This window comes from Actinomadura sp. 7K507, from assembly GCF_004348425.1.
Lineage (GTDB): Bacteria > Actinomycetota > Actinomycetes > Streptosporangiales > Streptosporangiaceae > Spirillospora.
On the sequence record NZ_SMKK01000005.1, the window covers coordinates 52330 to 76293 of the forward strand.

General features: G+C 71.2%; 24 protein-coding genes. 9 read left to right on the top strand and 15 right to left on the bottom strand.

Annotation, left to right across the window (positions count from 1 at the left end; genetic code table 11):
* The first annotated feature begins 32 nt into the window (after nt 1–32).
* From E1285_RS02245 to E1285_RS02265, 5 genes are all read left to right on the top strand, one after another.
* Nucleotides 33–1571, top strand: a complete 1539-nt coding sequence (locus E1285_RS02245; RefSeq protein ID WP_132147350.1) for an MFS transporter — start codon at nt 33–35, stop codon at nt 1569–1571.
* A 97-nt stretch (nt 1572–1668) separates the two neighbouring features.
* Nucleotides 1669–2556 (top strand): SPFH domain-containing protein, encoded by an 888-nt coding sequence (locus E1285_RS02250; RefSeq protein ID WP_243722492.1) that lies wholly within the window; start codon nt 1669–1671, stop codon nt 2554–2556.
* A 12-nt stretch (nt 2557–2568) separates the two neighbouring features.
* Entirely contained in the window at nt 2569–2805 is a 237-nt protein-coding gene (locus E1285_RS02255; RefSeq protein WP_132147356.1) for a hypothetical protein, read from the top strand.
* A gap of 2 nt (nt 2806–2807) precedes the next feature.
* Nucleotides 2808–3434, top strand: a complete 627-nt coding sequence (locus E1285_RS02260; protein WP_132147359.1) for a GPP34 family phosphoprotein — start codon at nt 2808–2810, stop codon at nt 3432–3434.
* Nucleotides 3435–3513: 79 nt separating this feature from the next.
* Nucleotides 3514–3990 carry an ATP-binding protein gene (locus tag E1285_RS02265; RefSeq protein ID WP_243722485.1) on the top strand — a complete coding sequence of 159 codons (477 nt, stop codon included), beginning with the start codon at nt 3514–3516 and terminating at the stop codon, nt 3988–3990.
* An 87-nt stretch (nt 3991–4077) separates the two neighbouring features.
* Here E1285_RS02265 and E1285_RS02270 read toward each other — a convergent pair whose 3' ends face one another.
* Nucleotides 4078–5235 (bottom strand): mechanosensitive ion channel family protein, encoded by a 1158-nt coding sequence (locus E1285_RS02270; RefSeq protein ID WP_132147362.1) that lies wholly within the window; start codon nt 5233–5235, stop codon nt 4078–4080.
* A 163-nt stretch (nt 5236–5398) separates the two neighbouring features.
* Here E1285_RS02270 and E1285_RS02275 point away from each other — a divergent pair, with 163 nt between their 5' ends.
* The gene (locus E1285_RS02275) at nt 5399–7060 is read left to right on the top strand and encodes a CocE/NonD family hydrolase (RefSeq protein ID WP_243722486.1); all 1662 of its coding nucleotides are present in this window, start codon (nt 5399–5401) and stop codon (nt 7058–7060) included.
* A 175-nt stretch (nt 7061–7235) separates the two neighbouring features.
* On the opposite strand, the gene E1285_RS02280 is transcribed toward E1285_RS02275, so the two are convergent.
* From E1285_RS02280 to E1285_RS02330, 12 genes are all read right to left on the bottom strand, one after another.
* A complete protein-coding gene (locus E1285_RS02280; protein WP_132147365.1) occupies nt 7236–8081 on the bottom strand; it encodes a hypothetical protein in 846 nt (281 codons plus the stop codon).
* Between the two features lie 14 nt (nt 8082–8095).
* Nucleotides 8096–8857 (bottom strand): imidazole glycerol phosphate synthase subunit HisF, encoded by a 762-nt coding sequence (hisF, locus tag E1285_RS02285; RefSeq protein ID WP_132147368.1) that lies wholly within the window; start codon nt 8855–8857, stop codon nt 8096–8098.
* Nucleotides 8854–9573: a bifunctional 1-(5-phosphoribosyl)-5-((5-phosphoribosylamino)methylideneamino)imidazole-4-carboxamide isomerase/phosphoribosylanthranilate isomerase PriA gene (priA, locus tag E1285_RS02290; RefSeq protein WP_132147371.1), complete on the bottom strand. Its 720-nt coding sequence runs from the start codon at nt 9571–9573 to the stop codon at nt 8854–8856. Before priA ends, hisF begins: the two co-directional genes overlap by 4 nt.
* Before the next feature lie 61 nt (nt 9574–9634).
* On the bottom strand, nt 9635–10270 hold the full coding sequence (locus tag E1285_RS02295) for a restriction endonuclease subunit S (protein ID WP_132147374.1): 636 nt from the start codon (nt 10268–10270) through the stop codon (nt 9635–9637).
* Entirely contained in the window at nt 10267–11349 is a 1083-nt protein-coding gene (locus E1285_RS02300; protein ID WP_165966419.1) for an N-6 DNA methylase, read from the bottom strand. Before E1285_RS02300 ends, E1285_RS02295 begins: the two co-directional genes overlap by 4 nt.
* Before the next feature lie 587 nt (nt 11350–11936).
* Nucleotides 11937–12599: a hypothetical protein gene (locus tag E1285_RS02305; protein WP_243722487.1), complete on the bottom strand. Its 663-nt coding sequence runs from the start codon at nt 12597–12599 to the stop codon at nt 11937–11939.
* A 299-nt stretch (nt 12600–12898) separates the two neighbouring features.
* Nucleotides 12899–13534: an imidazole glycerol phosphate synthase subunit HisH gene (hisH, locus tag E1285_RS02310; protein WP_207946355.1), complete on the bottom strand. Its 636-nt coding sequence runs from the start codon at nt 13532–13534 to the stop codon at nt 12899–12901.
* The gene (locus E1285_RS45285) at nt 13531–13701 is read right to left on the bottom strand and encodes a hypothetical protein (protein WP_165966420.1); all 171 of its coding nucleotides are present in this window, start codon (nt 13699–13701) and stop codon (nt 13531–13533) included. The genes hisH and E1285_RS45285 overlap by 4 nt, the downstream gene beginning before the upstream one ends.
* 2 nt (nt 13702–13703) lie before the next feature.
* Nucleotides 13704–14297 (bottom strand): imidazoleglycerol-phosphate dehydratase HisB, encoded by a 594-nt coding sequence (hisB, locus tag E1285_RS02315; protein ID WP_132147383.1) that lies wholly within the window; start codon nt 14295–14297, stop codon nt 13704–13706.
* On the bottom strand, nt 14294–15442 hold the full coding sequence (locus E1285_RS02320; protein ID WP_132147386.1) for a histidinol-phosphate transaminase: 1149 nt from the start codon (nt 15440–15442) through the stop codon (nt 14294–14296). Before E1285_RS02320 ends, hisB begins: the two co-directional genes overlap by 4 nt.
* On the bottom strand, nt 15439–16746 hold the full coding sequence (gene hisD, locus E1285_RS46435) for a histidinol dehydrogenase (RefSeq protein WP_132147389.1): 1308 nt from the start codon (nt 16744–16746) through the stop codon (nt 15439–15441). The genes E1285_RS02320 and hisD overlap by 4 nt, the downstream gene beginning before the upstream one ends.
* Nucleotides 16747–16821: 75 nt before the next feature.
* Entirely contained in the window at nt 16822–17637 is an 816-nt protein-coding gene (locus tag E1285_RS02330) for a PhzF family phenazine biosynthesis isomerase (protein WP_132147392.1), read from the bottom strand.
* Nucleotides 17638–17830: 193 nt separating this feature from the next.
* Here E1285_RS02330 and E1285_RS02335 point away from each other — a divergent pair, with 193 nt between their 5' ends.
* Entirely contained in the window at nt 17831–18493 is a 663-nt protein-coding gene (locus E1285_RS02335; protein ID WP_132147395.1) for an LON peptidase substrate-binding domain-containing protein, read from the top strand.
* Nucleotides 18494–18517: 24 nt separating this feature from the next.
* A complete protein-coding gene (gene ybaK, locus E1285_RS02340) occupies nt 18518–19030 on the top strand; it encodes a Cys-tRNA(Pro) deacylase (RefSeq protein WP_132147398.1) in 513 nt (170 codons plus the stop codon).
* Here the strand turns inward: ybaK and E1285_RS02345 are convergent.
* On the bottom strand, nt 18914–19507 hold the full coding sequence (locus E1285_RS02345) for a hypothetical protein (protein ID WP_243722489.1): 594 nt from the start codon (nt 19505–19507) through the stop codon (nt 18914–18916). The genes ybaK and E1285_RS02345 overlap by 117 nt on opposite strands.
* Before the next feature lie 122 nt (nt 19508–19629).
* On the opposite strand from E1285_RS02345, the gene E1285_RS02350 reads away from it, so the two are divergent.
* Entirely contained in the window at nt 19630–20334 is a 705-nt protein-coding gene (locus tag E1285_RS02350; RefSeq protein ID WP_132147401.1) for a DUF6882 domain-containing protein, read from the top strand.
* Nucleotides 20335–20355: 21 nt separating this feature from the next.
* Here E1285_RS02350 and dnaE read toward each other — a convergent pair whose 3' ends face one another.
* The gene (gene dnaE, locus E1285_RS02355) at nt 20356–23886 is read right to left on the bottom strand and encodes a DNA polymerase III subunit alpha (RefSeq protein WP_132147404.1); all 3531 of its coding nucleotides are present in this window, start codon (nt 23884–23886) and stop codon (nt 20356–20358) included.
* Nucleotides 23887–23964 lie beyond the last annotated feature (78 nt).

Consider the following 23964-nt stretch of genomic DNA (forward strand, 5'->3'; position numbering starts at 1 on the left):
GACGGTCAGCGCGCCCCGCGACGGTCGCGTGCATGGATTCCTCCACACGCAAATGGGCCACGCTGGTGACCTGCCTGCTGGTCGCCGCCGTGCCCAGCATCGACCTGACCGCCCTCAACCAGGCCGTGCCGCATCTGAGCGCGGACCTGCGCCCGTCGTCCACCCAGATCCTGTGGATCGCGGACGCCTACGGGTTCGCCCTCGCCGCGCTGCTGGTCACGATGGGCGGCGTCGGCGACCGCATCGGCCACAAGAGGCTGCTGCTGGCCGGGATGGCGCTGTTCGCCGCCGCGTCCGTCCTGACCGCCTACGCGCCCAGTGCCGAGCTGCTGATCGCGGCCCGCGCCCTGCTCGGCGTCGCCGGGGCGACGCTGATGCCGGCCTGCCTGTCGCTGATCCGCCGCGCCTTCACCGACGCCAAGGAGAGGACGGCGGCCGTCGGCGCGTTCATGGGCGTCGCCGGGCTCGCGGTCGGGCTCGGGCCGGTCGTCGGCGGCGCGCTGCTCGAACACTTCTGGTGGGGCTCGGTCTTCCTGGTCAACGTGCCCGTCATGGCGGCGGCGTTCGTCGCGGGCGCCGTGCTGCTGACCGAGTCGCGCGACCCGGTTCCGGGACGGCTCGACCTGCTCAGCGTGCCGCTGTCGGTGGCCGGCGTCCTCGGCATCGTGTACGCGGTCAAGGAGGCCGCCGCGCACGGCCTGGACCAGGGATGGATCTACGTCTCCGCATCGGCCGGCGCGCTGGCGCTGACCGCGTTCGTGGTCCGGCAGAGCCGGCTGGACGAGCCGCTGATCGACGTCCGGCTGTTCCGGCGCGCCGCGTTCAGCGGCTCGGTCGTCACCAACATGTTCGCGATGTTCGCGCTGGTCGCCCAGTCACTGATCTTCTCGCTGTTCTTCCAGCTCGCGCTCGGCTGGTCGCCGCTGAAGGCGGGCCTGGCCGGGCTGCCCGGCGCGGCAGGCGCCATGATCGGCGGCGCGCTGCTGGCGCCGCCGCTGATCTCGGCGATCGGCCGGGCCCGGGTCGTCGCGGCCGGGATGCTGCTCGCCACGTGCGGCTACACGCTGTTCCTGACGGTCGGCCTGGACACCTCGTACTGGATGATGCTGCCCGCGATGCTGCTGGCCGGGGTCGGCATGGGCATCGGGCTCACGGTCACCGGCGACACCGTCCTCGCGTCGGTCCCGAAGGACCGCTCGGGCGCCGCGTCGGCGATCTCCGAGACGGGCATGGAGCTGGGCGGCGCGCTCGGCATGGCGGTGCTCGGCAGCGTGCTGAACGCGGTGTACCGGAGCGTTCTGGAGCTGCCCGCGGGCGTGCCCGGCCCGGCGGCGTCGGCCGCCGGGGACTCCATCGCCGGGGCGCTCCAGGCCGCGGCGACCCTGCCCGGGGACCTGGCCGGCCAGGTCGGCGCCGCCGCCCGGGACGCGTTCGTGGACGGCATGCACGCGGCCCTGCTGTGCAGCGCCGGGCTCGCCGCGCTGGTCGCCGTGTTCTCGCTCATCACGCTCCGCGACGTTCCCAAGGTGATCACCGAGGAGGAGGAGCCCGACCTGGTCACCGTCCGCTGACCGACCCCCGCATTAGGAAAAGTGATATCACTTTGCTAGGTTGGTGATAACGAAGACGAGGAGAACTCACATGGTCGACGAGACGACGAAGGTGGACATGCCGCGCCCGAAGATCACGGAGCGCCCGGCAGGGGATCGCGGCGGCTGGGCCATGCTGGCGCTAGCCGTGGCGCTGATCCTGCTGGGCGTCGCGGTGGTGCTCATCGGGGTCGCGTCCGGAGGGGTCGCCGGCCTCGCCGCGGGCATCACCGCCGGGACGCTGCTCATGATCGCCGGGCTGGTCGTCGCGGCCGGGCTGACGCCCGTGGCGCCCAACGAGGCGCGGGTGCTGCAGCTCCTCGGCCGCTACAAGGGGACGATCCGCAACGACGGGCTCCGCTGGGTGAACCCGCTGACCGTCCGCCCTCGCGTCTCGACGCGGATCCGCAACCACGAGACCGGGCTGGCCAAGGTCAACGACCTGGACGGGAACCCGATCGAGATCACGGCCGTGGTGGTGTGGCAGGTCGCCGACACCGCGCGTGCCATGTTCGAGGTCGACGACTTCGTGGAGTTCGTGGCGTTCCAGACCGAGGCCGCCGTCCGGCACATCGCGGGCAGCTTCCCCTACGACGCCGCCGACCGGATCTCGCTGCGCGACAACGCCGACGAGATCACCGCGCAGCTGTCGGCGGAGCTGTCCGAGCGGGTCGCGTCCGCCGGGGTGGACATCATCGAGTCGCGGATCACCGGGCTGGCGTACGCGCCGGAGATCGCGCAGGCGATGCTGCGCCGCCAGCAGGCGGGCGCGGTCGTCGCGGCACGGCAGCGGATCGTGGAGGGCGCGGTCGGCATGGTGCAGCTCGCGCTGAACCAGCTCGAGGAGGACGGCGTCGTCGAGCTGGACGAGGAGCGCAAGGCGACGATGGTCAGCAACCTGCTCGTCGTCCTGTGCGCCGACCGGGACGCTCAGCCCGTGGTGAACACTGGAAGCCTGTACCAGTGACCCCCACGACCAGTGACTGAGCGCAAGAAGATCCTGCTGCGGCTCGACCCGGCCGTGCACGACGCGCTGGCCCGGTGGGCCGGGGACGAGCTGCGCAGCACCAACGCGCAGATCGAGTTCCTGCTGCGGCGGGCGCTCGCCGACGCCGGGCGGATGCCCGGGTCGGCCCGGGGAATGCGCGGGCGCGGGCGCCCCCGCAGGACCACCGAGGACGAGAACGACCCGCCGCCCGGCGGGGGCGAGGAATAGTCATGGTCCATGTTCCGGAATCGCTGCCGGCGCGGATGTACCTGCTGGCCTACGACCTGAAGAAGCACAAGATGAGCAAAGGGGGGACGCAGCTCGGCTACGTGCTGCGCGCGGCCGCCCTGACCGAGCTGTACCTCGACGGCCGGCTCGGCGAGGAGCGGGGCAAGCCCGTCCCTGGCACGCCGGGTGAGGATCCGTACGGGGTGCTCGCGCAGATCACCGAGTCACGGCCCCGGTCGTGGCAGCACTGGGTGCGCAAGGACGGCAAGGCACTGGCGGGCAAGGTGCGCGACGAGCTCGTCCGCGACGGGTGGATCCGCGTGCGGACGCGCCGGGTGATGGGGCTGATCCCCCGCCAGGAGATCATCGTCAAGGATCCCCGGGTGGTGAAGTCGCTGTGGGGCGGGGCGTCGTCGGCACTGCGGGGACGTCCGGTGGCCCATGTGCACAGCTACGACGCGGCGGCGGTCGCGCTGGCGGCGGCGGGCGAGCTGAAGACCGTCCTGCCGGGGCCGGACCGGCGGCGGCACAAGCGGCGCATCGAGGAGCTGACGGCCCGGACGGGCCCGGCGGCGGCGGCCGCCCGAAAGCTGGTCCGCCAGTACAACGCGGCCGTCGCCAGCGGCTGAGCCGCCCGCCCGGCGGGGGCAGGGCGTCCCGTTCCATGTTTGAGCGTGTCCGAAAGGGCACGATTCTCCTGGACGGAACGTGGACGGAGACAATGTGGAGATCAGCCTCGACCTCCTGCTCCCCCGGGACGCGGCGAGCGTCCCGGCGACGCGGAGGCTGCTGGACGCGGCGCTGACCGCCCTCGGGGTGGAGGACGAGATCCGCGACGACATCGAGGTGATGCTCACCGAGGCGTGCACCAACGTGATCAGGCACGCCGAGCACGGCGCCGACTACACGGTGCGGGCCACGATCCAGGACTGCCGCTGCATGATCAAGGTGATCGACTCCGGGACGGGGTTCGACGCCGGGCGCGTCCCGCATCCGGAGCCGGTGGCCGAGCAGGGCCGCGGTCTGCTGATCATGAGGGCGCTGGCCGACGACGTCCGGTTCCGGACGCTCCCCCAGGACGGGGCGCTCGTCTCCCTGGAGAAGCACCTGCGCTACGGGGAGGACAGCCTCGGCGGCCTGCTCACCGCGGACGGCATCGGCGACGACACTCCCCCGCCCGCGTAGACCGTTCCTGGCGCCCGCGCACCGGGCCGCACCGGAGCGACCGGACGGACGATCAACGGACGATCAGACGGGCGCTCGGACGGGCGCTCAGAGGGCCGCGTCGCCCTCCCCGGCGGGTTCGGCGTCGCCGCCCTGCCCCCGGTCGCGGGCCAGTTCCTCCCGGCGCGGCGGCGCCTCTCCCCCCGGGACTCCCCTCGGGACGGGCACGCCGTTGCCGGCCGGCCTGTCGTCGAGGGAGACGCGGTGCTGCCAGTAGGGCGGCTGGATGCCCCGGTCGCGGATCGCCCGGTGCAGGCGCTTGAGGTACTCGTGGCTGATGCGGAACTGGTCGCCGAACTCCGAGGACCGCAGGATCACGTGGAAACCGACGGCCCCGTCGTCGAAGTTCTTGAACCGCACGAAGATGTCGCTGTCGGCCACCCCGCCCTGCACCTCCTTCATCACGTCGCGGCCGACCTCGATGCAGAGGTCCTCGACCGCGTCCAGGTCGGCCTCGTAGTGCACCTTCGCGTCCACCAGGATGTACATGTCCTGTGCGGGACGGCTGAAGTTGGTGAGGATCGTGTCGGAGAACCTCATGTTCGGGATGACTTCGATGTTGTCCGACAGCGTCCGGATGGAGGTGTTACGCCAGTTGATGTCGACGACGTACCCCTCCTGCCCGGTGGACAGCTTGATGTAGTCGCCGGGCTCGATGGTCTTGGCCGCCAGGACGTGCACGCCCGCGAACAGGTTCGCCAGCGTGTCCTGCAGCGCTAGCGCGACCGCCAGGCCGCCGACGCCCAGGGCGCCGAGCAGCGGCGTGATCGACACCCCCAGGCTCTGCAGCATCACCATGATGCCGACGCCGAGCACGATCACCCGGGTGATGTTGGCGAAGATCGTCACGTTGCCGGCGACGCCCTGCCTGGCCAGCGCGACCGAGCTGACCCCGGCGGCGATCAGCCGGGCCAGGCACAGCGTGATCACGAAGATCGTCACGGCGGTGAGGACCTTGGCCGTGGCGTCGAGCGTGCCCCGCGGCAGTTCCAGCACCTTGGCCGAGATCCAGAGGCCCAGGATCACCGAGATGGGCACCGCGAGATCCCGGATCAGCCGGGCGCCGAGATCGTCCCACGGCGACCGGGTGTTGCCCGCCTGCTTGGTCAGCCGGCTGGTCAGCAGACGCAGGAACACCGCGATCGCCAGAGCGGCCGCCAGCACGACCCCGGCGGTGATGACGCGTCCCCAGCTCAGATCGCCCATGCGTGTGCGTTTCTCCCCTCCGTGCGGGCGGCCCCGATGCCTGCCCGTCAGATCCCGTTATGCGCCTTGCGCGTCCTCGATCGTATAGAAGACCGCGAGTGTGCGAGGCACATCACCTGCCTCGGTCGCCTGCTCGGCCGGCGGGCCGATTACGATCGATCAAGTGGCAGGGGTGGGAATGATGCGCCGGCTGGGGGTCACGGCGCTGGGACTGCGGAACGGCCCCCACCGGGTCACGGTCGAGCGCGACCTCGAGGTCCCGGCGGCCGACGGGGTGACGCTGCTCGCGGACCGCTACGCGCCCGCGGGCGCCGAGCGGGCGCCCACGGTACTCGTCCGCTCCCCCTACGGGCGGCGCGGGCCGTTCGGGCTCATGTGCGGGCAGGCGTTCGCGTCGCACGGGTTCCAGGCCGTGGTGCAGAGCGTCCGCGGCGGGTTCGGGTCCGGCGGCGTGTTCGAGGCGCTGGACGAGCGCGAGGACGGCCTGGCCACCATCGAGTGGCTGAAATCACAGCCGTGGTTCGGCGGGACGTTCGCGATGCACGGCCCCAGCTACCTCGGCTACGTGCAGTGGGCCGTCGCCGCCGACGCCGGCCCCGAACTCAAGGCGCTGTCGATGCAGGTCACCGCCTCGACCTTCCGCGACGCCGTGCACGTCGGCGGGACGTTCGCGCTGGAGTCGACGCTCATCTGGGTGGACCTCACCGCCCGGATGAAGAGCTCCCTGTCCGGCATCACGACCGGGATCATGTCGCCGCGCCGCGCCCGCCGCGCCACGCTCTCGGGACGTCCGATCGCCGAACTCGACCGGCTCGCGACGGGCGGGCAGCAGCGGTTCTTCCAGGAACTGCTCGTCAACGGCCCCGACACCTCGTTCTGGGACAAGCGCGACTTCAGCACCACCGTCTCGCAGGTCACCGCGCCGGTGAACATGACCGGCGGCTGGTACGACATCTTCCTGCCGTGGCAGATGAAGGACTACGCCGCGCTGCGCGCCGCCGGGCAGCACCCCTACCTGACGATCGGCCCGTGGTTCCACGCCGACCAGCGGATGATGCGCGGATCGGTCGGCGAGTCGGTCGCCTGGTTCCGCGCGCACCTGCTGGACGACCCGTCCGAGCTGCGGGAGCAGCCGGTCCGGCTGTACATCACGGGCGCGGGCGAGTGGCGCGAGTTCCCCGACTGGCCCGTGCCCGGCATGCGCGAGGAACGCTGGCACCTGCAGCCCGCCGGCGCCCTGTCCCCCGGTGCGCCGCCCGAGTCCGAGCCCGACACCTACGTGTACGACCCGGAGCATCCCACGCCGTTCCTCGGCGGCCCCACCCTGCTCGGCGAGACCCGCCCGTCCACCGACCAGAAACGCCTGGAACGCCGCCGTGACGTGCTGACCTATACCTCCACCGTCCTCGACGAGGACCTGGACGTCATCGGCCCGGTCGCCGCAGACCTGCACATCCGCTCGAACCGCGAGCATACCGACTTCATCGTGCGGCTGTGCGACGTCACCCCGGAGGGCGAGTCCCTGAACCTGTGCGAGGGGATGCGGCGCCTCGTCCCGGGCACCCCGGAGCCCGGCTCCGACGGCGTCCGCCACGTCGCCATGGAGCTGTGGCCGGTCGGTCACCGCTTCGCCCGCGGCCACCGCATCCGCGTCCACGTCACCAGCGGCGCCCACCCCAAGGTCGCCGCCAACCCCGGCACCGGCGACCCCCTGGCCACCGCGACCCGAACGGTCAAGGCCCACCAGGAACTCTTCCACGACCCGGACCACCCATCCGCGATCCTGCTTCCTGTTCATGGCAGTGCCCTTGGCGTCAGGCCCTAGAGGGCCTTCCTTCGGCGGGCACTGCGGTGCGATCGCTGCATCGCTCCTGCTCGCCCTGGGGGCTCGCTGCGCGATCAGGTTCTCGCAGGCTCGAACCTGCCTTCGGACGCGATCGCGACTGTTGAGGTCGTTGCGTGGTGCGGCGTCGGCTGATGTCGGTGCGAGCGGTTCAGGGCTAAAGGCGGGCGGATATGGCCTTGGCGAACTTCTTGGCGCTGGGCGGGGCGTGTGGGAGGTAGAGGTTGGGTTCGGTCAGTTCCACTTCGATGATCAGTGGGGTGCCGTCCGGGCCTGGGATGAGGTCTACGCGGGCGTAGAGGAGGTCGGGGGCGCCTGGGAGGGCGGCCAGGGCGCGGTGCGCGACGTCCAGCTCGGCTTCGGTGGGCGTGGTCGCGGTGATCTGGCCGCGGGTCGGGTCGTTCCTGACGGGGCCCTGGACGCCCGCGCCCGCGGTGAGGATCTGCGCCTTGCGGGCGGCGTGGGCGTACTCGCCCTCGCAGAAGACCAGCGCCGTCTCGCCGGCGGTGTCGACCGCGGGCAGGTACGGCTGGACCATCACCGTCCGGCCCGCGTCGCGCAGCGAATGGAGGTGGGCTCTGGCCTCGTCCTCCTCCCCCGGGCCCCAGCGGGCCGTGTCGCGGGAGCCGATCGAGACGGCGGGTTTGATCACGTACTCGGGCCAGTCGGACGGGACGTCCTCCGGGTCCCACAGGGTCGGGACGACGGGCAGGCCCGCGTCGGCGAGGTCGCGGAGATAGCGCTTGTCGGTGTTCCAGCGTATGACCGCGGCGGGATTCAGGACGTGCGGCAGGCCCTCGGCCCACGCCACGAACGCGTTCCTCTTCCCGGGGTAGTCCCAGGTGGAGCGGATGACGACCAGGTCGTATCGGGACCAGTCGACGTCGCCGTCCCAGACCGCGGGCTCGGCGCCGAGGCCCTCGGCGCCCAGGGCGGCGATCAGGGCGCGCATGTCGTCGTTTCCGCCGGGCAGCAGCGAGCAGGTCGCGAGCGCGATGGTCATCCGGGGGCCTCTGTTCAGCGGACGGGGTGACCGGCGGTGCTCAGCGCGGTCTTGACCTCGGAGATCTTGAGTTCGCCGAAGTGGAAGACGCTGGCGGCCAGGACGGCGTCCGCGCCCGCGTCCACGGCCGGGGCGAAGTGCTCGACGGCACCGGCGCCGCCGCTGGCGATCACCGGCACGGTCACCGTCTCCCGGACCCGGCGCAGCATCTCCAGGTCGAACCCGGCCTTGGTGCCGTCGGCGTCCATGGAGTTCAGCAGGATCTCGCCGACGCCGAGTTCCTGGCCGCGGCGCGCCCACTCGATCGCGTCGATGCCCGTCCCCTCGCGGCCGCCGTGGGTCGTCACCTCGAAGCCGGACGGGGTCTCCCCGGCGCGGCGGGCGTCGACCGACAGGACGACGCACTGCGATCCGAAGCGGTGCGCGGCCTCCCGGAGGAACTCCGGGCGCGCGATCGCGGCCGTGTTGATCGACACCTTGTCGGCGCCCGCGCGCAGCAGCCGGTCGACGTCCTCGACGGTCCGGACGCCGCCGCCGACCGTGAGCGGGATGAACACCTGCTCGGCGGTGCGGCGGACGACGTCGTAGGTCGTGGAGCGGTCGCCGCTGGAGGCGGTGATGTCCAGGAAGGTGAGCTCGTCGGCGCCCTCGGCGTCGTAGCGGCGGGCCAGCTCGACGGGGTCGCCGGCGTCCCGCAGGTTCTGGAAGTTGACGCCCTTGACCACGCGCCCGGCGTCGACGTCCAGGCACGGGATCACCCGCACGGCCACGGTCACTTGACGGCCTCCAGGGCCTCTTCGAGCGTGAACGCCTGCGCGTAGAGGGCCTTGCCGACGATCGCTCCCTCGACGCCATCGGCGACCAGCCCGGCCAGGGCGCGCAGGTCGTCCAGGGACGAGACGCCGCCGGAGGCGATGACGGGCTTGTCGGTGCGGGCGCAGACCTCGCGGAGCAGCCCGGTGTTGGGGCCGCGCAGCGTACCGTCCTTGGTGACGTCGGTGACCACGTAGCGGGGGCAGCCGTCGTCCTCCAGCCGGGCGAGGACCTCCCACAGGTCGCCGCCCTCCTGGGTCCAGCCGCGGGCGGCGAGCGTCGTGCCCCGCACGTCCAGCCCCACCGCGATCTTGTCGCCGTGCGAGGCGATGATCTTGCGGCACCACTCGGGGTCCTCCAGCGCCGCGGTTCCGATGTTGACGCGGGCGCAGCCGGTGGCCAGGGCCGCCTCCAGGGACGCGTCGTCGCGGATGCCGCCGGACAGCTCCACCTTCACGTCCAGCTTCCCCGTCACCTCGGCGAGCAGCTCGCGGTTGGACCCGCGGCCGAAGGCGGCGTCCAGGTCGACCAGATGGATCCACTCCGCCCCCGCGCGCTGCCACGCCAGCGCCGCCTCCAGCGGGGCGCCGTAGGAGGTCTCGGTGCCGGCCTCGCCCTGGACCAGGCGCACGGCCTGGCCATCGGCGACGTCGACGGCGGGAAGGAGCGTCAGAGTCATGCGGAAACCTTATCGAGGCCGGTGAGTTTCCCCGAGCAGGGGCGGACCCGCCGTCACATGCTCAGGATCGAACCGTGCTGAACGGGGGGCGCGAACCGCTGAACAGGAGCCGCGACACCGAGTCGCGGAGTTCGACGGTCGAGCGGATGATCTCCTCATGGACGGCGATCTTCTCGTCCAGCAGTCCGAGGATATCGGTCATCGCCCTCTGCTCGTCGAGGGGCGGCACCGCCACCGGCATCTCGGCGAGCGTTCTGACACTCAGGTTCGGGATGACCGACCCGGTCGAGGCCCTCCGAAGCCATTCCCTCACCTCCGAATGCTCCAGGTAGTGAACGAGATAGCGCGCCATGACCTGCGGCTCCGGGCGCAGCCGCAGGCATCCGCCACCGACGAGCCACCCCGTGTTCTCCACGGTCGTCAGCGCGCAACGGCCCAGGTCACCAGTGCGGGCGAAGACCACATCGCCGGACCGGAGAGAATAGCGGTCCTTCCTCGCGCCGCCCGGCAGGTCGATGCGGGCCAGGCCATGCGCCGTGATCCGCCCGTTTGCGATGTTTGCGATCATGACCAGCGGCACACCACCCGGCGATTCACGCCCGGCCCGCTTCGAGAGACCCGCCTGGATCTGGCATACATCGCCAAGAGGTGCGGTCTCCCACGCGTCCGGGATCGGACCGATCAGGCCCTCAGTCATGCCTCACCCCAGAGCCGCTTACCAAGCTCATCATCGATCCGCGCAGCGCACACCCGGAGACGTTGCAGATCATCCCAGTGCCGCAGGACGCCGTCTTCCGCCGATGCCGTGTCGATCGGTACGACATCGGACCCGACGTATAGACGGGGGCTCAGCGAATGATCGTGCGCCCGGATCATCTCCAGGTCGGCGCGGCGGGCGAAACCGCGCTCGCCCTCGAACCGGCCACCCCGCCACCCACGGTACGTTTCGGTGATCTTGCGAAGATCGTCGTCGCCGAGCTTCCGCACAGTCCGGGACCGCGCCTCTCCGAGCCGGGACGCGTCGATCAGAAGGAGCCCGTCCGTGGCGCTCCCGCCCCTCCGAAGGATCCACAGGCTCACCGGGATCGCCGTCGACGCGAAGAGATTCGGGGGGAGGTCGATGACGCAATCGATCACTCCGTTCTCCACCATGGCAGTCCTGATCGAGCGCTCCGCCCGCTGCGTCCTGAACGTCGCGCCCCGGGGAGTGAGGACGGCGGCACGTCCCCGCGCGGACAACACCGCCACGGCGTGCTGCAGCCACGCGAAGACGGCGTTCCGCGTTGGGCCGTACGGCAGGTGAGCACCCCCTCCGTCTCGGCCCCCGAGGGCAAGGTTGAACGGCGGATTGGTGATCACGACGTCGTATCGATCATCGCTTCGGGGACCGTGATCGAGGGCTTCCAGCGCTCCGATCCGGACGTCGGCGAGGTGCCCGTGCAGGAGAAGGTTCATCGCGGCCAGGTACCGGGCGCGCTCCCCCAGGGCCTGTCCCGTCGCCCGGGGCGGTGCCGCCTCCTCCCGTCCACCGGCGGGGACGGCCCGGTCGGCTGCCGCGGCGAGGAGGCCGCCCGTCCCGCAGGAAGGGTCCAGGATCCGATCCTTCGCGGACGGTTCAACGAGATCGACCATCAGGTGCACCAACGACCGGGGCGTGTAGAACTCCCCACCGCGATGGCCCTCTGAGTCGAGGACCCGTTCCAGAATCTCCCCGTACAGCGCCACCGCGTCCGCACGCCACCGCAGGACGTCCCCGGCGCCGTCGAGCACTCGCACGACAGCGCGTATGGTCTCACCGGCACGATCCCTGTCACGCGGCAAGGGGGGATCGAGGGGGAGGCCGACTTCCCTGGGCATCCCGTCGATCCACGCCGAGCGAAAAAGGTCAGCGGCATCGACCGAGGAAACGCCGGCCAAGTCTTCAGAGAGCCGATCCGAGCCACCTGGATCGACGAAACGGTGGCACAGAAGGGTCAGCACGAGATCCGCGTGGTCGCTGGGGTCGGCGAAGTCGCGTACGCGCCAGAGGATCTCCATGATCTCGTCCGCGATCCAGGTGCGCGACGGTGCCGGTTCTTGCGGCCGTGCCGGTACCCGGTCCGCCCCGACGGCCGCTGCGCGGAAGCGATCGCCGAACGTGGTCCCGGTCTGCTCGCCGGGGCGGAGCGCGTTCACCGGGATCCTCCGGCCGTCCAGCCATGCGGCGATCTCGGCGGAGTCGAAGAGGTCGCCCTCAGCACCTTCGACGGGGTCCGGGAAATCGGTGTGGCGCCGTTTCCAGTTGGAGACAGCCGGCCGCTGGACACTCGCCCGACGCGCGATTTCGGCCAGGGATACGCACTCGGTCCTCATCCCGGGTCCTTTCAGAAGCTCAGCCTGAGCCGGCCTGCGCAGACATCGTCGCGTCGTCGGAGCACCTCCGGGATACGGTCCAGCTCCCGGGCCAGCACCACGCACTCCGGCGAAAGGTGACCGAGTAGCCGGAACACCCTTTCGTGGTCCTTCTCCAGCACCCGGTGGTGAATCGGCTCGTGATGCATGACCCGGTTACGGAACTGAAGAGCTTCGTACATCTCGGCGTGGAGCTCGCGGCGCGGTCCCGAGTACCCGGGGAACGCACGATGCAGGGCGGGTACCCAGAAATGCCGGTCAGCGCGGTGACTGAGCAGCGACACCCAGAACCCGAAGGTGAGTTCCGCGACGATGGCATCGGGGCTCGGGTCGCGCATCGCTCGTCTCCGCAGTTTCGACCTGGCCTGCTCCACACTGCGCCGTCCCTCATCGGTGAGCCGTGCGTTCGCCCACCAATCCGGGCGCCCGTGCCTGCCGTAGAGCTGGGTGTGCAAGGCGTTCCGGAGCGTGACCTCAAGGCAATGGAGAGGGCCGTAAAAGGCGGCGGACGCCTCCACGTTCCACCAGTACAGGCGCATCGCTTGCGCAAGGTCGCCGCCGCTGGCGGCCAGATAGGGCGCCATCCTCGCCGAGGAGAAGGCGGCGTGCGCCCAGCGAAGCTCTTCAACGCTCACCGGCATCTCCCGCCTGCTCGGCATCCCTGAGGACGCAAAGGTCATGTGGTATAGTGCACTCGTACGCCCTGGGTCCGCCTCTGCTTCGCATGCCACCCAAGGCACAGAGGTACTCTCCCGGCGGCCGTCTCGATCGAGACGGCCGCCGGTCTTTGTTGCTACCCACCTTAGCCCCGGACCGCCGGCTCCCGCGAGCTCATTGCCAATATTTCTTTTTGTTAAGGCCTGTCCTGCCGTGCTGCGAGCTTGCTTCATGGTGAGTCAGGCCTTAACAGATCACCGTCCGCGATGTGGCGGGGTCAGGACAGGGACGTGAGCCAGTTGCGGAGGAGGTCCGCGCCCGCGTCGCCGGACTTCTCCGGGTGGAACTGGGTGGCGCACAGGGGGCCGTTCTCGACGGCGGCGACGAAGCGGCCGCCGTGCTCGGCCCAGGTGACCAGGGGCGGCGCGATGAGGCCGGTCGGGTCCGGTTCCAGGTCCCAGCGGCGGGCGGCGTAGGAGTGCACGAAGTAGAACCGGGCGTCCTCCAGGCCGCGGAAGAGGGCCGAGCCCCCGGGGACGTCCACGGTGTTCCAGCCCATGTGCGGGACGACCGGGGCGTCGAGGCGGTCGACCGTGCCGGGCCACTCGTCGCAGCCCTCGGTGGTGACGCCGTGCTCGATGCCCTTGGTGAACAGGATCTGCATGCCGACGCAGATGCCGAGGACGGGACGCCCGCCGGCGAGGCGGCGGCCGATGACCTGGTCGCCGCCGACCGAGCGCAGGCCCGCCATGCACGCCGCGAACGCGCCGACGCCGGGGACGACGAGGCCGTCGGCGGCGAGCGCGGCGTCCCGGTCGGCGGTGACCGTCACGTCCGCGCCGGCGCGGGCGACGGCGCGTTCGGCCGAGCGCAGGTTCCCCGACCCGTAGTCGAGGATCACGATGTTCTTCACAGCCACGACACGCCCCCGGCGATGGCCAGGCCGGCGAGGACGAGCACGATCAGGGCGGCGATCTTCAGGCCCTGCTTGACGAAGCTGTAGACGCCCGCCAGCAGGAACGCCCCGACCGCGAAGAGCGCGACGTTGCCGTAGGTGAAGTGCAGGTCGCCGATGTCCACGGCTACAGGGCTCCCTTGGTGGACGGGATCCCCTGCACCTTCGGGTCGAACGCCACGGCGTCGCGCAGCGCGCGGGCAAGGGCCTTGAACTGCGCCTCCACGATGTGGTGGGCGTTGCGCCCGTACGGGACGTGGACGTGCAGCGCCACCCGCGCGTTCGACACGAACGACTCGAAGATGTGCCGGGTCATCGTGGTGTCGTACTCGGGGCCGATCATCGGGGCCATGCCGTCCGGCTCGACGTGCACGAGGTAGGGGCGGCCGGACACGTCCACGGTGACCTGCGCGAGCGACTCGTCCAGCGGGATCGAGGCGTCGGCGAAGCGGCGGATTCCGGCCTTGTCGCCGAGCGCCTCCCGGAACGCCTGGCCGAGCGCGATGGAGGTGTCCTCGATCGTGTGGTGGCTGTCGATGTGCAGGTCGCCGGCGGTCTTGACGGTCAGGTCGAACGACCCGTGCTTGCCGAGCTGGGCCAGCATGTGGTCGAAGAACCCCACGCCGGTCGCGACGTCGACCTGCCCGGTCCCGTCGAGGTCGATCTCCACGAGGACCTGGGTCTCCCTGGTCCCCCGCTCGACTCGTCCCTTGCGCGTCACAGACTCTCCTTACTGTTCCCGGCGAAGTCGGTCCGGGGGGTGTGGGGGGTCGTCCCCCCTCGCGATTGAAGCAGGGCGGTGCGGAACGCGGCCATCTCCTCGGGGGTGCCTATGGTGACCCGCAGCCACTCGGGCGGCCCCACCTCCCGGATCAGCACGCCGCGTCCGAGCAGGTCCTCCCAGACCTTCCGGCGGTCCGGGAACGTCCCGAACAGGACGAAGTTGGCGTCGGAGTCGGCCACCCGGAACCCCTCGGCGCGCAGCCACGCGACGAGGCCGTCGCGTTCGCGGCGCAGCGCGCCGACGCCGCCGAGCAGCTCCTCGCCGTGGGCGAGGGCGGTGCGGGCCACGGCCTGGGTGACGGCCGACAGGTGGTAGGGCAGCCGGACGAGCAGCAGCGCGTCCAGGACGGCGGGGTCGGCGGCCAGGTAGCCGAGCCGGGTCCCGGCCATCGCGAACGCCTTGGACATCGTCCGGGTGACGATCAGCCGCGGGTTGCCGTCCAGCAGCGTCAGCGCGGACGGCGTCTCCCGGCGGCGGAACTCGCCGTAGGCCTCGTCGACGACGACCATGCCGGGCGCGGCCTCCAGGACGGCCTCGATCGCCTCCAGCGGCAGCGCGGTCCCGGTCGGGTTGTTCGGCGAGGTGAGGAACACGACGTCGGGCCGGTGCTCCTCGACGGCCTCGATCGCGCGGGCGGGTTCGATGCCGAAGTCGTCGTCGCGGAAGGCGTCGATCCAGCGCGTCCCCGACACCCCGGTGATGATCGGGTGCATCGAGTAGGACGGCTCGAAGCCCAGCGCGGTGCGGCCCGCCCCGCCGAAGGCGAGCAGGATCTGCTGGAGGATCTCGTTGGAGCCGTTGGCCGCCCACACCTGGCCGGCGGTGAGGCCGATCCCGGGCGTGTCGGCGTTGAGGAAGGCGGCGAGGTCCTCGCGGAGCGCGACGGCGTCGCGGTCGGGGTAGCGGTTCAGCGTCCCGGCGACGTCCATGACGGCCTCGCCTAGGGCCTTCACCAGCGCCTCGGACGGCGGGTACGGGTTCTCGTTGGTGTTCAGGGCGTACGGGACGTCCAGCTGGGGCGCCCCGTAGGGCTTGCGGCCGCGCAGATCGTCCCGCAGCGGCAGGTCGTCGAGCGAGGTCACGAAGGGACCTCCCAATCGAAACGGGCCTTCAGCGCGTCGCCGTGGGCGGGCAGGTCCTCGGCCTCGGCGAGCGCGACGACGCGGGCGGTGGCCTCGGCGAGGGCGTCGCGGTCGTACTCGACGACGTGCACGCCGCGCAGGAACGACTGGACCGACAGCCCGGACGAGTGGCAGGCGCATCCGCCGGTCGGCAGCACGTGGTTGGAGCCGGCGAGGTAGTCGCCGAGCGACACCGGCGCGTGCCGCCCCACGAAGATCGCCCCGGCGTTGCGGACGCGGGCGGCGACGGCGGAGGCGTCCGCGGTGTGGATCTCCAGGTGCTCGGCGGCGTAGGCGTCCACGACCTTCAGGCCGTCCTCGACGCCGTCCACGAGCACGATGCCGGACTGCCGCCCGGCGAGCGCCTCGGTGATCCGCTCGGTGTGCCTGGTGCGGGCGACCTGGGTCTTCAGTTCGGTCTCGACCTCGTCGGCGAGCCGCGCCGAGTCGGTGACCAGCACGGCGGCGGCGAGCGTGTCGTGCTCGGCCTGGCTGATCAGGTCGGCGGCGACGTCCACCGGGTCGGCGGTGCCGTCGGCGAGGATCGCGATCTCGGTCGGGCCCGCCTCGGCGTCGATGCCGATCACGCCCTTGAGGAGCCGCTTGGCGGCGGCGACGTAGACGTTGCCCGGCCCGGTGACCAGGTCGGTGCGGGGGCACTCGCCGGTTCCGTAGGCGAACATCGCGATCGCCTGGGCGCCGCCCGCGGCGTACACCTCGTCGACGCCGAGCAGCGCGCACGCCGCGAGGATCGCCGGGTGCGGCAGCCCGCCGTGCTCGCGCTGGGGAGGCGAGGTGACGGCGAGGGAGCCGACTCCGGCCTCCTGCGCGGGGACGACGTTCATGACCACGCTGGACGGGTACACGGCCTGCCCGCCCGGCACGTACAGGCCGACGCGCCCCACCGGGATCCAGCGTTCGGTGACGGTCCCGCCGGGCACGACCTGCGTGGTGACGTCGGTGCGGCGCTGGTCGCGGTGGACGGTGCGGGCGCGGCGGACGCACTCCTCCAGCGCGTCCCGGACGGCCGGGTCGAGGCCGGTGAGGGCCCGGTGCACGGCCTCGGCCGGGACCCGGGTGCGCTCCAGCTCGACCCCGTCGAAGTTCCTCGTGTGCTCCCGCACCGCCTCCGATCCCCGATGGCGGACGTCCTCGCAGATGGGCCGCACCTTCGCCAGGGCGGCCTCGACGTCGAGTTCGGCGCGGGGCAGCACGGAGCGCAGATCGCCGGGAAGCGAGCCGCGCAGGTCGATACGGGAAATCACCCGTCCAGTCTACGGAGTGCGACCGCCTCTCGCGCACCGTCTCACCTGGCGAGACGGCCGGCGGCCGTCCCGGGGTCAGGCGCGCAGGTCGCCGTCCAGGACGGTCACGGCGGTCCCGGACAGGACGACCCGGTCACCGCGCACCGCGACGCGGACGAGGCCGCCGCGCGGCGACGCCTGGAACCCGGTCATGGTGTCGCGGCCGAGGCGCTCCGCCCAGTAGGGGGCGAGGGCGCAGTGCGCCGAGCCGGTGACCGGGTCCTCGCCGTCGCCGGGCAGGACGCGGGGGGCGAGGAACCGGGACACGAAGTCGTGGTCCCCGCCCTGGTCCGCCGCCGCCGTGACGATGACGCCGCGGGCGTCGATCGCGGCGACCGCCCGCATGTCGGGGTCGAGCCCGCGGACGTCCGCCTCGCCGGCGAGCTCCACGAGCAGGTCGTTCTGGACGTTGCGCCCGGCCGCGGTCACCCGGGCGCCGAGGGCCTCGGCGAGCCCTTCGGGGACGTCGGCCGGCTCGGCCGGGCAGGCCGGGAAGTCCATCGACAGGACTCCCGCCTCGTCCTGGGTGACGGTGAGGACGCCGCTCTGGAGCGTCCGGAAGCGGATCGGCCGGCCGGCCGCGACGGTCCCGGTGGAGTAGAGGGCGTGGGCGGCGCCGAGGGTGGCGTGCCCGCACAGCGCGACCTCCACCAGCGGCGTGAACCAGCGCAGCTCGAAGTCCGCGTCGCGGTCACCCGCGACGGGCCGGACGAACGCCGTCTCGGAGTGCTTCATCTCGGCGGCGACCCGCTGCATCCACCCGGGATCGGCGGCTTCCTGGAGCAGGCACACCCCGGCCGGGTTGCCGGCGAACGGGCGGTCGGTGAAGGCGTCGACGACGAGCATCCTCATGGCGCCGACGCTACCGGCCGGGCCGCGCGGGCCGGCAGGGCCGATCCGGGAAAGTGGCCCGCGCCCCGGCGCAGGGGCATGACTCCCTGGCTTCACAGTGTGAAAAATCGGACCTTACCAAGATCATCATTCAGGACGTACCCTGGCGCGTGAAGGGCGCTCCCCGGTGGCGCCCAGGAGCGTGGGAGAGAGTGTGACCGAACGGCTCGCCCTGTTCCCCCTGGGCACCGTGCTGTTCCCGGGGCTCGTACTCCCCCTGCACCTGTTCGAGGACCGCTACCGGCGGCTGATCGCCGATCTCCTCGAACGGCCCGAGCCGCGCGGCTTCGGCGTCGTCGGCATCGAACTCGGCCACGAGGTCGGCGACGGGGCGGCGCACCGGCTCGCCGAGGTCGGCTGCGTCGCCGAACTGCGCGAGGCGACACCGCATCCGGACGGCCGCTACGACGTCGTGACGGTCGGCGCGCGGCGGTTCCGGCTGAAGGAGCTGGACAGGTCGCGTCCCTACCTGCAGGGCGAGGTCGAGTACCTGCCCGAGGAGCCCGGCGCGGACCCCGGTCCGATCGCGCTCCGCGTCCGCCGGCTGTTCCGGCTGTACCGGCACCGGCTGGCCGCCTCCGGCGCCGTCTCGTCCGAGCAGGGCGAGCCGCCGGACGACCCGGTGGGCCTGTCCTACGTGATCGCGGCGTCGCTCATCCTGGACGGCCACGACAAGCAGCGGCTGCTGGAGTGCGACGACGCCGCGCTGCGCCTGGAGGCCGAGCGCGACCTGCTGGCCAGGGAGAACCGCATCCTGGACGTCCTGCCGATGATCCCCGCCGGGCAGTTCCTGGACGGGTCGTTCCACCCCAACTGACACGATCACGGCAGACTTGCCCGCATGAGCACCGCGAAGGCCAGGGGCAAGGGGAAGAAGGGAGCCACGGGGACTCCGGCGACCGTGGCCGCCACCGAGGCGAAGATCGATTTCACGCTGCACGCCTACGAGGCCGACCCGGACGCCGAGTCCTACGGGGAGGCCGCCGCCGAAGCCCTCGGCATCCCGCACGGCCAGATCTTCAAGACGCTCCTCGCCGAGGTCGACGGGCGGCTGACCGTCGGCGTCGTCCCGGTGTCGGCGAGCCTGGACCTGAAGGCCCTCGCCGCGGCCGCCGGCGGCAAGAAGGCGCGGATGGCCGAGCCCCGCGACGCCGAGCGCGCCACCGGCTACGTCGTCGGCGGGATCAGCCCGCTCGGGCAGCGCCGCACGCTGCCGACCGTGATCGACGAGTCGGTGTCAGCGCTCGCGACCGTCTACGTCTCGGCCGGCCGGCGAGGACTCCAGATCGAGCTCGTACCCGCCGATCTCGTCCGCCTCACCGGGGCCCGGCTCGCCGCGATCGCCCGGGAGTAGCCGCTTGAAGACCACCTCCAGGACCCCGTACGCGCCGACCGCGGGCAGCGGCCAGAAGACCAGGAATCCCTTGGCCCGCAGGTCGGCGACACCGGTCACGGTGGTGCCGTCGCGCGCGGTGGCGAGCGCGTCGCGGTACTCCGCCAGCCCGATCAGGTGACCGGTCTGCCAGGCGAGGACGGCCGCGGCGGAGCCGCCCACGGCCAGGCCGAGCAGCAGCGCGATGTCGTTGCCGCGCCCGCCCGCACGGTAGGCGGCGGCGCCGCACAGCAGCCCGGCGACGAGGCAGATGAGGGCGAACCGCGCGTCGATGCCGATCGGCCCCTGGCTTTCCGGCTCGGCGAGAACGGCCTCACCCTGGACGATCACGTAGGTCACGTCGGGGGCCAAGGCCGCCCACAGCAGTCCGGCGAGCGGCCCGAGGAGCGTCACGGCGGCGGCGGTCACCACCCCCGCCCGCCAGGGCCTCCTCGCCAAGAGCCTCCCGGTGGGTCCCCGCACCTCGTACGCTCCTCCTGTGAGTCCTCCGACAGCGAAAGCCTAGCCTGCCCGATTCCGGCCCACGATCGCCTCGACCACTGGGATAATGTGTGCCCGACATGTCCGGATTCAGTCCTTCATTCGAACGCCTCGGCGCCGCGCAGGCGGCCGTCGTCCTGCAGCAGCAGGAGACGCTCGCCGAGTTCCTGCCGCGCGAGGACTGGAGTGCCGACCTGACCGCCCGCACCTACTCCAGCGGCGGGGTCACCGTCCGGGTCTCGCTGCTCGGCAGCTACGCCGCGCGTGAGCGTACCTGGCTGTGGGGGTGGGCGAACCCCCAGTTCGGCGACGCGCACCCCGCCGTCACCCCGACGCTCGCCATCCGGACGCTCGGCGAGCGGCTCGCCATCACCGAGTTCACCACCCCCGAGGTCGACCTGTCCTGGTACGAGGGCCCCGCCGGGCACGGCGGCGAGCTGATCGCGATGGCCGCGGGCGGCGTCCTCGGCGGCGCCGGGTACATCGGGGCCGGCTACGACGGCGGCTCGGCCTACCTGCACGTGGACGACCCCCAGGCGCCGCCCGCGCAGTGGGACCCGGTCACGCTCCCCCGGCTGCTGGCGAACGCGGCGAGCCTGTTCCCGCACGAGCCGCGGCTGACGCTCGCCGGGTTCCTGTCCCACCACCGCGTCGGCTTCCGGCAGACCGACGTGCTGACCGAGGCGCTGCTCCCCGGCGGCGCCAAGGCCCGCGCCTCCTTCGACGGCCTCGGCCGCTTCGTCAACTGGAACGCGGAACTGACCCCCGCCACCCTGGGCACCTGAAAGCCGCGTCCACCGCGCTCCTCAGCCCAGGCACGACGGGCCCAGGAGTTGTTTCAGGTCGCCCATGAGGGCTGGGGACGGTGCCACGCGGAGTTTGTCGTCCAGGCGGACGACCGTGGTGCGCGGCCCGTTCTGCAGGTGCAGGTGGACCTCCGCGGTGCCGGGGTGGGTGACCAGGACCTCCTTCAGGCGGGAGACCGTCGGGGGGGTGCAGCGGCCGAGCGGCATCGTCACCGAGAACGGGCCCCCCGCGTCGGTGACGGTCAGGTCCGGCTGGACGACCTCCATCGCGATGATCTTCGCGGCGTCCTCGCGGCGGTCCAGCTTCCCCTTGACGATCAGGATCGCGTCCTCGGCGAGCAGCGTGGAGCACAGCTGGTACGACGACGGGAAGCACAGCACCTCGATGGAGCCGCCGAGGTCCTCCAGCTGGAACATCGCCCACGAGTTGCCCTGCTTGGTGACCTTGCGCTGCAGGCCGGACAGCAGGCCCGCCACGATGACGATCTGGCCGTCCGGCCGCTCCCCCTCGTTCAGGACCGCGATGGTGCAGTCGGCCTCGCGCTCCAGGATGTGCTCGACGCCGAGCAGGGGATGGTCGGACACGTAGAGGCCGAGCATCTCCCGCTCGAACGCGAGCAGGGTGGTCTTGTCCCACTCCTCGTCCTCGGGGATCGCGACGGTGAACGCGTCGTCGCCGCCGTCGTCCTCCAGCGCCCCGAAGAGGGAGTCCTGGCCGACCGCCTCCTTGCGCTTGATGTCGATGACCGAGTCGATCGCCTGCTCGTGCACCATCAGCAGAGCCTTGCGCTCGTGCCCCAGCTCGTCGAACGCGCCGGCCTTGATCAGCGACTCCACGACCCGCTTGTTGCAGACGATCGGCGGGACCTTGCTGAGGAAGTCGTTGAAGTCGGCGTAGGCGCCCTTCTCCTTGCGGGCCGCGACGATCCCGTCCACCACGTTGGTGCCGACGTTGCGGACCGCGGACAGCCCGAACCGGATCTCGGTGTCGCCCAGGGGGGTGAAGTCGGCTTCGGACGTGTTGACGTCCGGCGGCAGGACCTTCAGCCCCATCCGGCGGCACTCGCTCAGGTAGAGGGCGCTCTTGTCCTTGTCGTCGCCGACGGACGTGAGCAGGCCCGCCATGTACTCGGCCGGGTAGTTCGCCTTGAGGTAGGCCGTCCAGTAGGAGACCAGGCCGTACGCCGCCGAGTGGGCCTTGTTGAAGGCGTAGTCGGAGAACGGGACGAGGATCTCCCACAGCGTCTTGACGGCCTCCTTGGAGAAACCGTTGTCGACCATGCCCTGCTCGAACCCGACGAACTGGGCGTCCAGCTCGGCCTTCTTCTTCTTGCCCATGACGCGGCGGAGAAGGTCCGCTTTGCCGAGCGTGTAGCCCGCCACCTTCTGCGCGATCGCCATGACCTGCTCCTGGTAGACGATCAGCCCGTGGGTGGTGCCGAGGATCTCCTTGAGCGGCTCCTCCAGCTCCGGGTGGATCGGGGTGATCTCCTGCTGGCCGTTCTTGCGGAGCGCGTAGTTGGTGTGGGAGTTCGCGCCCATCGGGCCCGGCCGGTAGAGGGCGCCGACGGCCGAGATGTCCTCGAAGTTGTCGGGCTTCATCAGCCGCAGCAGCGAGCGCATCGGGCCGCCGTCGAACTGGAACACGCCGAGGGTGTCGCCGCGGGCGAGCAGGTCGTAGGTCGGCTGGTCGTCCAGCGGGAGGTCGAGCAGGTCGACGTCGACGCCCTTGTTCTTCCTGATGCCCTGGAGCGCGTCGTCGATGATCGTCAGGTTCCGCAGGCCCAGGAAGTCCATCTTCAGCAGGCCGAGCGTCTCGCACGTCGGGTAGTCGAACTGCGTGATGATGGCGCCGTCGGCGTCCCGGCGCATGATCGGGACGTGGTCGGTGATCGTCTCGCCGGACATGATGACCCCGGCGGCGTGCACGCCGGTCTGGCGGATCAGCCCCTCCAGGCCCTGCGCCAGGTCCATGATCTGCTTGACGTCGGTCTCGTCCTCGTACAGCTTGCGCAGCTCGCCCGCCTCGCCGTAGCGGGGGTGCTTGTCGTCGAAGATGCCCGACAGCGGGATGTCCTTGCCCATCACCGCCGGCGGGAACGCCTTGGAGATCCGGTCGCCCAGCGCGTACGGGAAGCCGAGGACGCGGCCCGCGTCCTTGATCGCGGCCTTCGCCTTGATGGTGCCGAACGTGGCGATGAACGAGACCTTGTCGGCGCCCCACTTCTCCGTCGTGTACCGGATGACCTCGGCCCGCCGGTCTTCAGGGAAGTCGATGTCGATGTCGGGCATGGAGGCGCGCTCGGGGTTGAGGAACCGCTCGAAGATCAGCCCGTGCGGGATGGGGTCCAGGTCGGTGATGCCCATCGCGTACGCGATCAGCGAGCCCGCGGCGCTGCCCCGCCCCGGCCCGACCAGGATGCCGTTCTCCTTGGCCCACATGATGAAGTCGGCGACGACGAGGAAGTAGGACGGGTAGCCCTTGCCGAGGATGACGTCCATCTCGTACTCGGCCTGCTTCTCGTAGCCGTCCGGAAGGCCGCCCGGGAAGCGCCGGTGCAGGCCCTTCCAGACCTCCTTGCGGAACCAGGTCTCCTCCGTCTCGCCCTCGGGGACGGGGAACCTCGGCATCAGGTCCCGGAACTCGAACATGCCGGCCGGGTCGACCCGCTCGGCGATCATGAGGGTGTTCCTGCAGCCCTCGGCCCAGATGTCGGACGAGTCGATCGCGCGCATCTCGTCGGCGGTCTTGATGTAGTAGCCGCTGCCGTTGAAGCGGAACCGGTCGGGGTCGGCCAGCTGCTTGCCGACCTGGACGCACAGCAGCGCGTCGTGCGCGGTGGCCTCGGACTCGTGCGTGTAGTGCGAGTCGTTGGTGACCACCGGCGGGATGTTCAGCTTCTTGCCGATGTCGATCAGGCCCTGGCGGACCCGCTTCTCGATGTCCAGGCCGTGGTCCATCAGCTCCAGGAAGTAGTTGTCCTTGCCGAGGATCTCCTGGAACGTCGCCGCGGCCTTGAGGGCCTCGTCGAACTGGCCGAGCCGCAGCCTCGTCTGGACCTTGCCGGACGGGCAGCCCGTGGTCGCCATCAGGCCGTCGGCGTGCTCGGCCAGCAGCTCCTCGTCCATGCGGGCGTACTTGAAGACGAAGCCCTCGGTGTAGGCGCGGCTCGACAGCTTGAACAGGTTGTGCAGGCCGGTCCTGTTCCTCGCCCACAGCGTCTTGTGGTTGATCAGGCCGCCGCCGGAGACGTCATCGCGCTTCTGGCTCGGCTCGCCCCACTGGACCTTCTTCTTGTGGAACCGCGACTCGGGCGCCATGTAGGCCTCGATGCCGATGATCGGCGTGACCCCGGCCGCAGTCGCCTGCTGGTGGAACTCGTAGGCGCCGTGCATGTTGCCGTGGTCGGTCATGGCGATCGCCGGCATCTTCTGCCGGCCCACCTCTTCGAACATCTGCTTCAGGCGAGCGGCTCCGTCGAGCATGGAGTACTCCGTATGAACATGCAGGTGAACGAAAGAGTCGGGCATTTGTGCTGCGCCTCCTGCTCGTCGCATGCGAACGCCCGCCTGCCTGATCGGCACGCGTCGCTTCAGCGGTCCCGGGGG